At 65.5% G+C, this 15766-nt stretch carries 13 protein-coding genes; 10 read left to right on the top strand and 3 right to left on the bottom strand.

The features are described 5' to 3' along the window. Window positions 1-38: 38 nt before the first annotated feature. Window positions 39-3341, top strand: a complete 3303-nt coding sequence (locus LQV39_RS04970; protein WP_230020757.1) for a PAS domain S-box protein — start codon at window positions 39-41, stop codon at window positions 3339-3341. Between the two features lie 141 nt (window positions 3342-3482). Next, window positions 3483-3800 carry a hypothetical protein gene (locus LQV39_RS04965; RefSeq protein ID WP_230020755.1) on the top strand — a complete coding sequence of 106 codons (318 nt, stop codon included), beginning with the start codon at window positions 3483-3485 and terminating at the stop codon, window positions 3798-3800. Between the two features lie 30 nt (window positions 3801-3830). Here the strand turns inward: LQV39_RS04965 and LQV39_RS04960 are convergent, their stop codons facing one another. The 3 genes from LQV39_RS04960 to map form a co-directional block, all read right to left on the bottom strand. After that, the gene (locus tag LQV39_RS04960; RefSeq protein WP_230020754.1) at window positions 3831-4577 is read right to left on the bottom strand and encodes a pseudouridine synthase; all 747 of its coding nucleotides are present in this window, start codon (window positions 4575-4577) and stop codon (window positions 3831-3833) included. A gap of 109 nt (window positions 4578-4686) precedes the next feature. Then, a complete protein-coding gene (locus LQV39_RS04955) occupies window positions 4687-7275 on the bottom strand; it encodes a [protein-PII] uridylyltransferase (RefSeq protein WP_230020747.1) in 2589 nt (862 codons plus the stop codon). 10 nt (window positions 7276-7285) lie between these two features. Then, entirely contained in the window at window positions 7286-8110 is an 825-nt protein-coding gene (gene map / locus LQV39_RS04950; protein WP_230020745.1) for a type I methionyl aminopeptidase, read from the bottom strand. A 224-nt stretch (window positions 8111-8334) separates the two neighbouring features. On the opposite strand from map, the gene rpsB reads away from it, so the two are divergent. The 8 genes from rpsB to rseP all read left to right on the top strand — a co-directional run bounded on the left by rpsB (window position 8335) and on the right by rseP (window position 15750). Beyond that, entirely contained in the window at window positions 8335-9084 is a 750-nt protein-coding gene (gene rpsB, locus LQV39_RS04945) for a 30S ribosomal protein S2 (protein ID WP_230020743.1), read from the top strand. A 115-nt stretch (window positions 9085-9199) separates the two neighbouring features. Next, window positions 9200-10108: a translation elongation factor Ts gene (gene tsf, locus LQV39_RS04940; RefSeq protein WP_230020742.1), complete on the top strand. Its 909-nt coding sequence runs from the start codon at window positions 9200-9202 to the stop codon at window positions 10106-10108. A gap of 84 nt (window positions 10109-10192) precedes the next feature. Beyond that, window positions 10193-10909, top strand: a complete 717-nt coding sequence (gene pyrH, locus LQV39_RS04935) for a UMP kinase (RefSeq protein WP_230020738.1) — start codon at window positions 10193-10195, stop codon at window positions 10907-10909. Between the two features lie 41 nt (window positions 10910-10950). After that, window positions 10951-11511, top strand: coding sequence for a ribosome recycling factor (gene frr, locus LQV39_RS04930; protein WP_230020732.1), 561 nt, complete (start codon window positions 10951-10953; stop codon window positions 11509-11511). A gap of 114 nt (window positions 11512-11625) precedes the next feature. Further along, a complete protein-coding gene (gene uppS / locus LQV39_RS04925; RefSeq protein WP_230020728.1) occupies window positions 11626-12378 on the top strand; it encodes a polyprenyl diphosphate synthase in 753 nt (250 codons plus the stop codon). Between the two features lie 3 nt (window positions 12379-12381). Further along, window positions 12382-13209, top strand: a complete 828-nt coding sequence (locus tag LQV39_RS04920; protein ID WP_230020724.1) for a phosphatidate cytidylyltransferase — start codon at window positions 12382-12384, stop codon at window positions 13207-13209. An 11-nt stretch (window positions 13210-13220) separates the two neighbouring features. Next, entirely contained in the window at window positions 13221-14399 is a 1179-nt protein-coding gene (ispC, locus tag LQV39_RS04915; protein WP_230020722.1) for a 1-deoxy-D-xylulose-5-phosphate reductoisomerase, read from the top strand. A gap of 4 nt (window positions 14400-14403) precedes the next feature. Then, window positions 14404-15750, top strand: a complete 1347-nt coding sequence (gene rseP, locus LQV39_RS04910; protein ID WP_230020716.1) for an RIP metalloprotease RseP — start codon at window positions 14404-14406, stop codon at window positions 15748-15750. Window positions 15751-15766: the final 16 nt, after the last annotated feature.

Genomic DNA, 15766 nt, shown 5'->3' with positions numbered 1-15766 from the left:
TACGGGTACTAAAACTCACAGTTTTTCACATACCGCATATGGCCGATTCCAGCCCAGGTTCTGCCGTTGGCTACCGTGACGATGCCGTCATCGCCGCCCTGCTGCATGGCCGCGGCGTGCACGTGCAGGGACGGGACCCCGGCGCCGAACGCAGCGCGCTGGCCGGGCTGGCCCAATATCTCGCCGACGATCCGGCTCTGCTGATGCAGCGGGTGGCGGAGGCGGCGCGCACGCTGTGCGGCGCCAGCGCGGTGGTGATCGCGGTACGTGAACCGGGCAAGAACGGCGAGGAGATCTGCTGGAGCGCGGTGGCGGGCGCCATGGACGGCCAGGCCGGAAAGCGCTTCCCGATCGAGTCCTGTCCCTGCGGCGCCTGCGTCCAGGAGGATTGCGCGGTCCTGTTCGAGCGTCCGGAGCGCGAATTCGAATCGGTGCGCGCGGCCGGGGCCAAGGTCGGCGAGGCGCTCGGGGTGCCGTGGCGCGTGCGCGGCCATCCGGCCGGCGCGCTGATGGCGATGCTGGACGGCGACGGCGAGAACTTCGATGCCCACGACCTTGAGCTGCTGCGCGACCTCGCCGGCTTCGCGGCCGCCGCGCACCAGGCCAGCGGCGCCCTGCGCGGCGGCGATCCGGAGCGCCTGGAGCGCGAGCTGGAGCAGCGCATGCGGCCGGTACTCGAAAGCCGCGAATCGCTGCAGCGCGAAGTCGAGGAAAGCCGCGCCGCCGAGCGCGCGCTGCGCGAGCACAAGGCCCTGATCGATGCCACCCTCAGCATCAGCACCGTCGGCGTGATCTATTTCGACCTCGACGGCACCGTGCGCGACGTCAACCAGGCCTACCAGCGCATGACCGGATACAGCGAAGACGAGCTGCGCCAGTTCGACCACTGGAAGACCATCACGGTGCCGGCCTTCTGGGACGTGACCCTGCGCTCGGGCCATGAACTGCGCGAGACCGGGCTGACGCGGCCCTACACCAAGCAGATGGTGCGCAAGGACGGCAGCCTGTGGTGGGGGCTGTATGCGCCGGCCCTGATTTCGGGCGAGGGCGCCGGCGCGCGCTGCGTCTGCTTCGTCCTCGACGTGAGCGAACTGAAGGAAGCCGAGGCGCGCCTGGCCGAGAGCGAGGAACGCTTCCGTGCGCTGGTCGAGGGCTTCGGTCAGGCGGTCTGGGAAACCGACGCCGACGCCAACTTCGTCCTGCCTTCGCCTAGCTGGTGCGCCTACACGGGACAGCGCGAAGCGGCATCGATGGGCCGCGGCTGGCTCGACGCAGTCCACCCCGACGACCGCGAATACGTGCAGCGCGAATGGCGCGCGGCGATGTCGATGCGGCGCGGGATCAACATGGAATTCCGCGTGCACGTGGCGATGGGCGGCTGGCGCTGGACCAATGTGCGCGCGGCGCCGCTGTTCGATCCGGACGGCGGGCTGCGCAAGTGGTTCGGCATGAACATCGACATCGACGAGCGGCGCCGCACCCAGGCCGCGCTGGCCGAGAGCGAGCGCCGCTACCGCATGCTGTTCGAGGCCATGGACGAGGGCTTCCTGCTGGCCAGCGTGCAGTACGACGGCGAGGGGCGCGCCTGCGGCCTGGCGTATGCGGAAGCGAATCCGGCGGCGGTGCGCTTGACCAGCATCCATTACGTCGGCCCGGGCCAGCTGAAGGTGCGTCCCGAGCACGAACCCTGCTGGCTGGACGCCTGCGCTCAGGTTGCGCGCACTGGCGCCAGCACCCGCTCGCAGTGCTTTTCCGAGGCGCTGAACAGCTGGTTCGATTTCTTTGTGTATCCGGTCGGCGGCGACACCCCGCGGGTGGCGATCCTGTTCCACGACATCACGGTGCGCAAGCGCGCCGAGGACGCCTTGCGCGAAAGCGAGGCCCGCTTCCGCGCGCTGGCCGACGCTTCGCCGGCGCTGGTCTACCAGTTCGATCCGGACGGCGCGCTGATGTATTTGAACCAGCGCGGCGCCGGCGACTGCGGCCCGTCGGCGGACAGCGAGGGCTGGCACGCGATCGTACAGCCGGACGACATGCACAGCTACCTGGAGCAGGTATCGAGCGGGATCCGCCAGCGCGCCGCCTACAACCAGCGGATCCGGGTGCCGGCGCGCGACGGCAGCTGGCGCTGGTTCGAATCGCACGCCGCGCCCTGGTATTCGGGCGACGGCCAGCACCGCGGCTCGGTCGGCATCTCGCTCGACATCACCGCCGCCGTGCAGGCCGAGGAGGCGCTGAAGGACGCCGACCGCCGCAAGGACGAATTCCTCGCCACCCTGGCCCACGAGCTGAGGAATCCGCTGGCGCCGATCAGCAACGCGGTGCAGCTGATGCGCCGGCCCGACGGGCGCCGCCAGTCCGACCGGGTGGTCGAAATGGTGGGACGCCAGGTGCGCCAGATCGTGCGCCTGGTGGACGACCTGATGGAAGTCTCGCGCATCACGCGCGGCAAGATCGACCTGCGCCTGGAACGGGTGCCGGTGGCGGAGATCATCCACAGCGCGGTCGAGACCAGCCAGCTGCCGATCGAGCGCGCCGGGCATCAACTGGCTGTCGCTATGCCGGAGGAGCCGCTGGTGCTGCTGGCCGACCGCGTGCGCCTGACCCAGGTCTTCGCCAACCTGCTCAACAACGCCGCCAAGTACACCGATCCGGGCGGCCGCATCTGGGTCGACGTCTGGCGCGAGGACGGCCATGCGGTGGCCTCGGTGCGCGATACCGGGATCGGCATTCCGCCGGAAGCCCTGGGCCGGGTGTTCGACATGTTCGCCCAGGCCCACCGTGCGGTCGGGCGCGGGCAGGGCGGGCTGGGAATCGGCCTGACCATGGTGCGCAGCCTGGTCGAGATGCACCACGGGAGCGTGGAAGCGCACAGCGCCGGCGGCGGCATGGGCAGCGAATTCCTGGTGCGCTTGCCGCTGGCGGCGCAGGACGACGAACGCGCCGAGCGTCCCGGCATGGCGCAGGCGCAGCCCTATGCGCCCTTCGCCGGGCAGCGCATCCTGGTGGTGGACGACAACCGCGACGCCGCCGACACGCTCGGCTTGCTGCTGGAGGCCGACGGCGCCGAGGTGCGCGTGGTCTACGACGGCCGCAGCGCGCTGGCGATGGCGGAAAGCTTCATGCCGTCCAGCGTCCTGCTCGACATCGGCATGCCGGTCATGGACGGCTACGAGGTCGCGCGCCGCCTGCGCCAGGACGAGCGCTTTACCGGCATGCGCATCATCGCCCTGACCGGCTGGGGCCAGGATGCGGACCGCCGCCAGACCCGCAACCGCGGATTTACTTATCATTTGACCAAGCCGGTCAGCCTCGAGGAGCTGCACCGCATCCTGACTTAGAGCAGAATCGGCGCTTTTCGCATCAGTTTCCAGGCGTTTTCATTCGCCCTGCATTTCTTATGCAGTGTGAGTTGGCTAACATCAAAGGCGAAAACCCGCTGATAGACTGAAATCACGTCAAACCCCTGTTGGGAGGCAGCGATGACGTGGATTTCAGAATTTGTGAGGTATTTGTCGGTGCTGGGCGACCCTCGGCTAGAGCCTGGCACCATCGAAGGCTTGCCGCCCTTTGCACTGCGCCAGACGGCCGATGCCTTGACGGCGGCCGGTTGGATCACGACCTACGAATACGGCGGCGACGACGCCTGGGTCGACTACGCCCGCGTCGACCTGCGCAAGGGCCGCTCCAAGCTCAAGCTCGAGTGGGACCAGGAGAGCGGCGGCAGCATCGACGGGCCGCGCGCGGTGCTGGACGAGTTGCGGGTATTGGATCCGTGGACCCAGGCGAGGCAACATTGATGCGTGGGCACCCTTGTGCCCGCGTGTACATCAAAACCGCTCGTCGGCGCCGAGATAGCGCCACTGACCCGGCGGCAACTCACCCAGCTTGACCCGACCAATTCGCACCCGCTTCAAACCGATCACCTTCAAACCCACCATGTCGCACATGCGCCGGATCTGGCGCTTGCGGCCTTCCTTCAGCGTAAAGCTGAGCTGGTCATCGTTCTGCCAGCGCACCTTGGCCGGCAGCAGCGGCTTGCCGTCCATCCACAGGCCGTGGTTCAGCTTCTTCAAATCGGCGTCCGGCAGCTTGCCCGGCTTGGTGTACTGTACGCGCACCAGGTATTCCTTCTCGATGGCCGTGTCCTCGCCGATCAGCTGGCGCGCGATGCGCCCGTCCTGGGTCAGCACCAGCAGGCCGACCGAGTCGATGTCCAGGCGGCCGGCCGGCACCAGCGAGCGCAGCTGGGTGGGGTGGAACTGCTCGGGCGAGGGATCGTCCGCCCAGCGGTTTTCCGGTTTCACAAGCACCACGGCGGGCTTGTAGCCATCCTCGGCCTGGCCGCTGACGAAGCCGACCGGCTTGTTGATCAGCACCGTCACGCGCTTGGACTGCTCGGCCGCGGCCTGGCGCTCGACCGTGATCTTCTGGTGTGGCAGCACCTTGCTGCCCAGTTCGTTGACAACCTTGCCGTCCACGCGGACCCAGCCTTTGGCGATCCAGTCGTCGGCTTCGCGGCGGGAGGAGAGGCCCAGTTCGGACATGCGTTTGGAGAGGCGTACAGGTTCGGTCATAAGTGGTAAAAGTTGAATCGTCGTCCCCGCGAAGGCGGGGACCCAAGTTGGACGCGTTACCTTAACGCTCGCAGAACTTGGATTCCCGCCTGCGCGGGAATGACCTTGGTTAAATTTTCAGTGCATCCAGCAATTCAGTCTCGAGCTGCACCTGCACTCGCTGGTTATTCAGCGCCGCCCCATCGATCAGGAACACGTCCTCCACCCGCTCGCCCAGGGTCATGATCTTGGCCGTATGCAGGTTGATCCGATACCGCGCCAGCACGCTGGCGATGGCATACAGCAGGCCGTTGCGGTCGTTGGCGGCGATCGACAGCAGCCAGAACTGGCCGCGTTCGTCCGGGCGCAGTTCGACGGTCGGGGTGATCGGGAAGTTGCGCGACATGCGCGACAGGCGGGCGCGCAGCGGTGGGCTGAGCGGCTCCTGGTGGGTCAGCACTTCGCACAGCTCATGTTCGATCAGGCTGATGATGTCGCGGTAGTTGTTGGCGAAGTGCTCGTCCGTGATCAGGAAGGTGTCGAGCGCGTAGCCGTCGCGCGTGGTGTGGATCTTGGCGTCGAGGATGGAGAAGTTCTTGCGGTCGAAGTAGCTGCAGATGCGCGCGAACAGGTCCGGCTGGTCCTTCACGTACACGGTCACCTGCAGGCCTTCGCCGATCGGCGCCAGGCGCGCCTTCACCACCGGCTTGTCGCGCCCCAGCTTGTCGTGCAGGGAGCGCGTCTGCCAGGCGATGTCGGAGGCGTCGTGACGGAGGAAGTAGGCCATGTCCAGCTGCTTCCACAGTTTCTCGTGGGCCTGCGGGCCGAGGCCGAACAGGCGCAGGGTGGCCAGCGCTTCCTGCTGGCGCGCGCGCAGCTCGCGGTCGGCCGAAGGCGGCTCGCCGCCCAGCACGCGCAGGGTCATCTTGTAAAGGTCTTCCAGCAGCTTGGCCTTCCAGGCGTTCCACACCTTGGGGCTGGTGCCGCGGATGTCGGCCACCGTCAGCAAATAGAGCGCGGTCAGGTGGCGCTCGTCCTTGACCAGGCCGGCGAAACCCGCGATCACGTCCGGGCTTGAGGTGTCCTGCTTCTGCGCCACCTGCGACATGGTCAGGTGTTGCTCGACCAGGAATACCACCAGTTCGGTGTCTTCCTGGGAGATGCCATGGTCGCGGCAGAATTCCAGCACGTCCTGCTTGCCCAGCTCCGAATGGTCGCCGCCGCGGCCCTTCGCGATGTCGTGGAAGAGGGCGGCCACGTACAGCAGCCAGCGGCGCGGGAAGTTGGCGATCAGCTGGCTGCAGAACGGGTATTCGTGGGCATGTTCCGTCATCGTGAAGCGGCGCATGTTCCGCACCACCATCATGATGTGCTGGTCGACGGTGTAGACGTGGAACAGGTCGTGCTGCATCTGGCCGATGATGCGGCGGAAGTTCGGCAGGTAGCGGCCGAGGATGCCCATGTCGTTCATGCGGCGCAGCGCGTGCACGATGCCGCTGGGGGCCTGCAGGACGCGCAGGAACAGCACGCGGTGCGCCGGGTTGGCGCGGAAGGATTCGTCGATCAGCGTGCGCGCGTGCCACAGCGCGCGCATGGTGCGCGCCGTCATGCCCTTGATGTCCGGGCGCTCCGTCATCAGCACGAAGATCTCCAGCACGGCGGAAGGCAGGGTCTCGAAGGTATCGTCGTGGGCGATGTCGATGAAGCCGTTGACCTCGTTGAAGCGCGGGTTGATGGGCACCGGGATCGACGGCTGCGGGAACAGCTGGGCCTCGATGTTCTGCAGCAGGATGGTGTTCATCTGGGTGACCGTCTTGGCCGCCCAGTAGTAGCGCTGCATCAGGTATTCACTGGCGCGGCGCGCCTCGAGTCCCTGGCCGGTCGAAGTCAGGCCGAAGGTCTCGGCGATCGCGGTCTGGACGTCGAACACCAGCCGGTCTTCGCGGCGCCGCGTCTGCAGGTGCAGGCGAATGCGGATGTCCTTGAAGGCGTATTCCTTCTCCATCAGCTGGCGCGCTTCCTGACGCGTGATCAGGCCGCGGATCGCCAGCTGCGTCCAGGAGTTGCCGAGCCCCGCCGCCTGGGCCACCCAGCGGATCACCTGCAGGTCGCGCAGGGCGCCCGGGCTTTCCTTGACGTTCGGTTCCAGGCTGTAGGGCGTGAACTCGTACTTGGCGTGGCGCAGCCGCATCTCGGCGGTCTTGGCGTGGTAGAAGGCCTGCGGGTCCATCGCCTCCCGGTAGCGCCGCTGCAGCTCGGCGAACACGGTCTCACTGCCGGCGATGCGGCGCGCTTCCAGAAGGCTGGTCTGCACCGTGATGTCGGCCGCCGACTCGCTCATGCACTCGTCGACGGTGCGGATGCTGTGGCCGATCTCCAGGCCCAGGTCCCACAGCAGCTGCACGAACTGCTCCAGCCTGGCCTGGGTCAGGGCGTCGGCCGGGGCGCCGAGCAGGATCAGCAGGTCGACGTCGGAATGGGGGAAAAGCTCGCCGCGGCCGTAGCCGCCGACCCCGACCAGCGCCGACGCCGAAGGCAGCCCGGCCAGCTTCCAGGCGTCGGCCAGCACCCCGTCGACGCTGTGGCGCAGGCCGCGCAGCAGCTTCTCGGGTTTGCCGTTCTCGCGGAAGTCCGCAATGATGAGATTGCGCTCATCCTTCAGGCGCTGCCGCAGCTGGGTTTGCAGCTGCGGCTGTTCGGTGGTGGCGGTGCCGGACATGGAGTGTGAATCAGGCTGCGACGGCGTCCTTGTTGAGGACGATCGCCGGCGGCGGCGGGGTGCCGGCCGAGGTGGTCAGCACTTCGTAGCCGGTTTCCGTCACCAGGATCATGTGTTCCCACTGGGCCGACAGGCTGCGGTCCTTGGTCTTGATGGTCCAGCCGTCCGGCATCTCGCGGATTTCGCGGCGGCCGGCGTTGATCATCGGCTCGATCGTGAAGATCATGCCCGGCTTGAGCTCCTCGCCGGTGCCGGGACGGCCGTAATGCAGCACCTGCGGCTCTTCGTGGAAGACCTTGCCGATGCCGTGGCCGCAGAATTCGCGCACCACGCTGTAGCCGTTCTTTTCGGCGTGCTGCTGGATCACGTGGCCGATGTCGCCCAGGTGGGCGCCCGGCTTGACCTTGCTGATGCCCAGCCACATGCATTCATAGGTGACTTCGGCCAGGCGGCGCGCCTGGATCGTCGGTTCGCCCAGCAGGAACATGCGGGAGTTGTCGCCGTGGAAGCCGTCCCTGGTGATGACGGTGACGTCGATGTTGACCGAGTCGCCGGCCTTCAGGACCTTGTCGCCCGGGATGCCATGGCAGATGACGTCATTGACCGAGGTGCAGACCGCCTTCGGGAAGGGCGGGTAGCCCGGCGGCGCGTAGTTCAGCGGGGCCGGCACGGTGCCTTGTACTTGCACCATGTATTCGTGGCAAAGGCGATCCAGTTCGCCGGTGGTGACGCCCGGCTTGACGAAGGGGGTGATGTAGTCGAGCACTTCGGCGCCGAGGCGGCCGGCGATGCGCATGCCTTCGATCTCTTCCGGGGTCTTGAGGGAGATGGACATAGTCTTTCTGTTCTGCGATAGGGATATCTGTCCATTATATGTGATCGCACGGTACGTATGAACTTGAAATCGGGGCCGAATACCGCTAGAATCTCGGGTTGCTCGTGTTCGTATCGAGCAATGTTGTAAAAAACGTCTTTTTATTGAATCGCGAATGCGGCCGACAAGGGTGCCTGGAATCAGGTGTACTGGCCGTTATTCAAGACCCAACCCTGGAGAATATTATGTCCGTTACTATGCGCGAAATGCTGGAAGCCGGTGTTCACTTCGGTCACCAGACCCGTTTCTGGAACCCGAAAATGGCACCGTTCATCTTCGGTCATCGCAACAAGATCCACATCATCAACCTGGAAAAAACCATGGCGATGTACCAGGATGCGATGAAGACCATCAAGCAGATCGCTGCCAACCGCGGCACCATCCTGCTGGTCGGCACCAAGCGCCAGGCCCGCGACATCATCGCCGCTGAAGCCCAGCGCGCTGGTGTGCCTTACGTCGACCAGCGCTGGCTGGGCGGCATGCTGACCAACTTCAAGACCATCAAGACCTCGATCAAGCGCCTGAAAGACATGGAAGCCATGATCGAAGCCGGTGACGTCGAGAAGATGTCGAAGAAAGAAGCGCTGATGTTCTCGCGCGAAATGGAAAAGCTGCAGAAGTCGATCGGCGGCATCAAGGACCTGGGCGGCGTGCCGGACGCGATCTTCGTCGTCGACGTCGGCTACCACAAGGGCGCCATCACCGAAGCCTCGAAGCTGGGCATCCCGGTCATCGGCGTGGTCGACACCAACCACTCGCCGGAAGGCGTTACCCACGTGATCCCGGGTAACGACGACTCGTCGAAGGCCATCACCCTGTACGCACGCGGCGTCGCCGATGCGATCCTGGAAGGCCGTGCCAACGCCACCAACGAAGTGGTGCAGATGGCTGCCAAGGCAGACGACGAATTCGTCGAAGTTTCCGAGCAAGCATAAATAGCCGGGCGGACTCCGGTCCGCTGATGGTCTGAAAGGGGCGCCGAGCCTAAGATCGAGCGCCCCTTTTTGCAAGCAGATTCAGCAAGAACAAACTCATTCTAGGAGAAATAACATGGCAGCGATTACTGCAGCGATGGTCGGCGAACTCCGCGCGAAGACCGATGCACCGATGATGGAATGCAAGAAGGCCCTGAACGAAGCCGAAGGCGACATGGCTCGTGCGGAAGAGATCCTGCGCGTCAAGCTGGGCGGCAAGGCTTCGAAAGCAGCCTCGCGCATCACCGCCGAAGGCGTGGTGACGGCTTATGTTGCCGGCAACATCGGCGCGCTGGTTGAAATCAACAGCGAAACCGACTTCGTCGCCAAAAACGACGAGTTCATGGCCATGGCCAACCTGGCAGCCAAGCTGGTCGCCGAGAACAACCCGGCCGACGTCGCCGCCCTGTCCGCCCTCCCGGTCGACGGCAAGACCTTCGACGACGTGCGTACGGCACTGATCGGTAAAATCGGCGAGAATATGACCGTTCGCCGCTTCCAGCGTTTCGAAACCACCGGCAAGCTGGCTTCCTACCTGCACGGCGCCCGCATCGGCGTGATCGTCGACTACGACGGCGCCGACGAGCAAGTCGGTAAAGATGTCGCCATGCACATCGCCGCGATGAAGCCGGTCGCCCTGTCGTCGGAGCAAGTGCCGGCAGAACTGATCGAGAAAGAGCGTTCGGTCGCCCAGCTGAAGGCCAAGGAAGACGCGGACGCCGCTGTCGCCGCCGGCAAGCAGCCGCAATCGGAAGAAATCGTTGCCAAGCGCATCGACGGTTCCGTGCAGAAGTACCTGAAGGAAGTGTCGCTGTTCAACCAGGCTTTCGTGAAGAACGACAAGCAGAGCATCGAGCAGATGCTGAAGGCGAACAACGCCAGCGTCAAGGCATTCACCATGTACGTGGTGGGTGAGGGCATCGAGAAGAAGGTCGACGACTTCGCCGCCGAAGTCGCTGCCCAGATGGCCGCAGCAAAGCAGTAATCAGCAGCAAATGAAGACGGGCCGAAAGGCCCGTTTTTACAGCAGTACCAGAATTCGATTCATCTACAATCTAGGAGCCCATTCATGACCAAACCCGCCTACCAACGAGTCCTCCTCAAACTGTCTGGCGAAGCGCTGATGGGCGACGACCAGTTCGGCATCAACCGCGCCACCATCGAGCGCATGGTTGCCGATGTGGCGGAGGTGCAGAAGCTGGGCGTGGAACTGGCCGTGGTGATTGGCGGCGGCAACATCTTCCGTGGCGTGGCGCCTGGCGCCCAGGGCATGGACCGTGCGACCGCCGACTACATGGGCATGCTGGCCACCGTCATGAACGCGCTGGCCCTGGCCGACGCCATGCGCCAGCAGGGCATCACCGCGCGCGTGATGTCGGCGATCGGCATCGAGCAGGTGGTCGAGCCCTATGTGCGCCCGAAAGCCCTGCAATACCTGGAAGAAGGCAAGGTGGTCGTGTTCGCCGCCGGCACCGGCAATCCTTTCTTCACCACCGACACCGCGGCCGCGCTGCGCGGCTCGGAAATCTCGGCCGAAATTGTTTTGAAGGCAACCAAGGTCGATGGCGTATATACTGCCGATCCGAAGAAGGATCCGCACGCTACCCGTTATGAATCGATTTCCTTCGACGAGGCGATTTCGAAGCATCTGCAGGTGATGGACGCCACCGCGTTCGCCCTGTGCCGCGACCAGAAGCTGCCGATCAAGGTGTTCTCGATCGTCAAGCCCGGCGCGCTCAAGCGCGTGATCATGGGCGAAGACGAGGGTACACTGGTACACGTTTAAAATCCGATATTTGTAATTCAGAAAAAACACAGGAGAGCAGCATGTCCGTAGCTGACGTTAAAAAGAATGCCCAGGACAAGATGGCGAAGTCCATCGAGACCCTGCGGGCCAACCTGGCTAAAGTCCGTACCGGCCGCGCCCACACCGGCATCCTCGACTCCGTCATGGTCGAGTACTATGGTTCGCCGACCGCGCTGTCGCAGGTCGCCAACCTGACTCTGATCGACGCCCGCACCATCGGCGTGCAGCCGTACGAGAAAAAGATGCTGAGCACCGTCGAAAAGGCGATCCGCGACTCCGATCTGGGCCTGAACCCGTCGACCTTCGGCGAAATGATCCGCGTGCCGACCCCGGCCCTGACTGAAGAACGCCGCAAGGAAATGGTCAAGCTGTGCAAGTCGGAAGCCGAAGACGCCAAGATCGCCGTGCGCAACGTGCGCCGCGACGGCAACGAGCAGCTGAAGAAGCTGGTCAAGGACAAGGCCATCTCGGAAGACGACGAGCGCCGCGCCTCGGAAGACATCCAGAAGCTGACCGACAAGGCCGTGGTCGACATCGACAAGCTGGTCGCAGAAAAAGAAAAAGAAGTGATGACGGTGTAAGCTGGCCGGGGCAGGGCGCTTTGCTCTGCGCAGTGCTCTGTCCTTGCAACCGTGTACGCCGGCTAGGGTGACCGTGCCGGCGCCTCGTTTTTACCGCCGATACCGGCCTGATTTATGATTTTCAAAAGTTCGACCACCGCAGTTCCCGACGCGCCGGCGGTGCCGCGCCATATCGCCATCATCATGGACGGCAATGGCCGCTGGGCGACCAAACGCCTGCTGCCGCGCGTGGCCGGCCACGTCAAGGGCGTGGATGCCGTGCGCAAGATCGTCGAGGCCTGCGTCGAGCGCGGCGTCGAGTACCTGACGCTGTTCGCTTTTTCCTCGGAAAACTGGCGCCGTCCGGCCGAAGAGGTGTCCTACCTGATGGGCCTGTTCGTCACCGCGCTCGAACGCGAAGTGGCGAAGATGCACGCCAATAACATCCGCCTGAAGGTGGTGGGCGACCTGTCGCGCTTCGATGCCAAGCTGCAGGACATGATCGCCAACGCCGAGCGCAAGACCGCCAACAATTCCCGCCTGACCGTCACCGTGTGCGCCAACTACGGCGGCCGCTGGGACATCATGCAGGCGACAAGCAAGATGGTGGCCGCCAATCCGGGCGTCGCCGACTACACCGAAGAGATGCTGGCCCCGCACCTGGCGATGGCCTACGCGCCCGAGCCGGACCTGTTCATCCGCACCGGCGGCGAGGAGCGCATCTCCAATTTCCTGCTGTGGCAGCTGGCCTATTCGGAGCTGTACTTCACCGACGCCTTCTGGCCAGACTTTTCGCCGGAATCGCTGGACACCGCGATCGCGTCCTACCAGAACCGGGAGCGCCGCTTCGGCCGCACCGGCGAGCAGGTAGCAAACAAGGCTAAATAACCGATGCTGAAAACCCGGGTCATCACCGCGCTGGTCCTGCTGGCAATCCTCTTGCCGGTCCTGTATTTCAACAATTTCACGGCGTTCGCGGTGGTGGCCACGGTGTTCTTCGGCGCCGCGGTCTGGGAATGCGTGCGGCTGTTCAATCCCGGTACCGCCAACGGCCATATCATCGCCCTGGTCTGGACCGGCGTGTTTGCAGTGTCGATGTTTACCGGCCACCTGAATGCCGCCTTCTGGTCCGCGCTAAGCCTGGCGCTGTGGATCGCGCGCTTCGCGCCCTCGCTCAAGTTCGGCCTGCCGCCGCTGGGCAGCCCCTCGAACACCCTGCTGAGTCTGGTGTACGGCTTCGCCATCTTCGGCTGCTTCGTCGCCATCGTGGTGCTGTTCTCGCACTCGCCTGTCTTCCTGCTGTCGGTCATGGCGATCGTCTGGGTGGCCGACATCGGCGCCTATTTTTCCGGGAAGGCGTTCGGCAAGCGCAAGCTGGCGCCCTCGATCTCGCCGGGTAAATCCTGGGAAGGCGCGATCGGCGGCGGCATTGCCGTGCTGGCGCTGGCTTCGCTGTCGGTGGCCTATGGCGGCGACGCCTTCGCCGATACCTTCGCCGCGCGCGTCGCGCACGGCCTCGGCTGGCCGGCGCTGCTGGCCATCCTGGTCCTGATGGTCGCCGCCAGCGTCGTCGGCGACCTGTTCGAGTCCCAGCTCAAGCGCCGCGCCGGCATGAAGGACAGCAGCAACCTGCTGCCTGGCCACGGCGGCGTGCTCGACCGGATCGATGCCCTGATCCCCGTTTTGCCGCTCGCCGCCCTGATCGGCTCCAGGCTCTAAAAGGTCTACTCATGCAACGCGTTACCATCCTGGGCGCCACCGGCTCGATCGGCGTCTCGACCCTCGACGTGCTCGCACGTCATCCCGAACAATATGCAGTGTATGCGCTGAGCGCCCACGGGCGCGTCGACGAGCTGGCGGCCCAGTGCCGCCGCTTCCGTCCGGCCCGCGCCGTGGTCGGCTCGCCCGACGCCGCCGCGCGCCTGGCCGGCATGATCGCCGACCTGCCGACCGAAGTCTCGTGGGGCGAACAGGCCCTGTGCGAGATCGCTTCCAGCCGCGACACGGACACCGTGATGGCCGCCATCGTCGGCGCCGCCGGCCTGGCCCCGACCCTGGCCGCCGCGCGCGCCGGCAAGAAGATCCTGCTGGCGAACAAGGAAGCGCTGGTGATGTCCGGTCAGCTGTTCATGGACGCCGTGCGCGAGCACAAGGCGACCCTGCTGCCGATCGACAGCGAACACAATGCGATCTTCCAGTCGCTGCCCGCGCACTACGCGCGCGCGCCGGAAGCGGCCGGGGTCTCCAGGATCCTGCTGACCGCGTCCGGCGGCCCCTTCCTCAAGCGCGAGGTCGAGACGCTGGAGCAGGTGACGCCGGAAGAAGCCTGCAAGCACCCGAACTGGTCGATGGGCCGCAAGATCTCGGTCGATTCCGCCACCATGATGAACAAGGGCCTGGAAGTGATCGAGGCGCACTGGCTGTTCGGCGCCCCGGCCGACCTGATCGAGGTGGTGATCCACCCCCAGAGCGTGATCCACTCGATGGTGTCCTACGTGGACGGCTCGGTGCTGGCCCAGCTCGGCAACCCCGACATGCGTACCCCGATCGCCCATGCGCTGGCCTTCCCGGAACGGATCGCTTCCGGCGTCGCGCAACTCGACCTGACGACCATGGCGGCGCTCGAATTCCACGCGCCGGATTTCCGCCGCTTCCCCTGCCTGGCGCTGGCCTTCGACGCCCTGCGCGCGGGCGGCACCGCGCCGGCCCTGCTGAACGCGGCCAACGAGGTCGCGGTGCAGGCCTTTCTCGACCGCCGCATCGGCTTCCGCGACATCGACCGCGTGGTGCGCCGCGTGATGGATGAAGAGGCACACGGCGCAGCCTCCAGCATCGAAGCGGTGCTGGAGCAGGATGCGCAGGCGCGCACCGCCGCCGGCCGCATCGTCGTCGGCCTGGCCCGGACCTGAGGCCATGAGCTTCAGCCACATCCTGTTCGGCTTCCTGCTGGGGCTCGGGCCGCTGATCATCCTGCACGAACTGGGGCACTACTTCGTTGCGCGCTGGTGCGGCGTAAAGGTGCGTCGCTTCTCCATCGGCATGGGCCGCGTCGTGTGGTCGCGCCGTTTCGGCCGCGACCAGACCGAATGGGCACTGTCGATCGTCCCGGTCGGCGGCTACGTGATGATGGTCGACAGCCGCGTTCCGGCGCAGGCCCCGGTGGACGCCGAAGAAGAACGGCGCGAGTTCACGCGCCAGAACGTGTGGAAGCGCATCGCCATCATTGCAGCCGGCCCGATCGTCAACTTCGCGGTGGCCATCCTGCTAATGGCGGCCTTGTTCATGGTGGGCAAGGAGGAGCCGGGCACGCGCCTGCGCGCGATGCCGGCGCAATCGGCGGTGTATGTGGCCGGCGTGCGCGGCGGGGATTCGATCGGCGCCGTCAACGGCCGCCCGGTCCAGGCCTGGAGCGAGCTGCGCTGGGAAGTCGTGCGCGCCGCCCTCGACAAGCGCGACGCCGAGCTCACCCTGCATGGCCAGGGCGGCGGCAGCTACCGCGCCGTGATCCCGGCGGCGACCCTGGCCCGCTTCGACCCCGACGGCCAGGCCGACATCATGGAGCAGCTGGGCATGCAGATGTGGCGCCCGCCGGCAGTGGCCAACAAGGTCCTCCCGGACGGTGCGGCCGCCCGCGCCGGCCTGCGCAAGGGTGACCGCATCGTCGCCATCGACGGCAAGCCGGTGATCGACGGTGTCGATGTGATCCTGGCGGTGCGCAAAGCCGCTGGCCGCAGCCTGCAGTTCGAGGTGCTGCGCGACGGCCAGCCGCTACAGCTGACGCTGGTGCCGGAGCGCGATGCCAGGCACGGGCAGGGCGTGATCAAGCTCGAACTGGCGCAGATCCCGGAGCTGGTGACGGTCAAGGCCGGCCCGCTGGACGCCGTCGTGAGGGGCGCTGCGCGCGCCTGGGACGGTGCAATCACGACCCTCAAGATGATCGGCCGGATGCTGACCGGCGAGGTCTCGCTGAAGAACGTGTCGGGTCCCCTGACCATCGCCGGGGTGGCCGGACAGGCCGCCGATGCGGGCTTTTCGACCTATATCGAGATACTTGCCTTCATCAGCCTGAGCCTGGGTGTAATGAATCTGTTACCAATTCCCGTTCTGGATGGCGGCCAATTGCTGTATTATTCGCTGGAAGTTTTGACCGGGCGCCCCCTGCCAGCGCGAGTAGGAGAGATCGCGCAGCTCGCCGGGTTTGGCCTGATGCTCATGCTGATGGCGCTCGCCGTCTTCAACGACCTGGTGCGGCTGTTCTGATACCGGGCGCAGAATA

It is taken from the genome of Massilia sp. Bi118, from assembly GCF_918697865.1.
Classification (GTDB): domain Bacteria; phylum Pseudomonadota; class Gammaproteobacteria; order Burkholderiales; family Burkholderiaceae_D; genus Telluria.
Note: the sequence above shows the minus strand (reverse complement) of the source record. Positions and strands in the feature narration are given on the sequence as shown.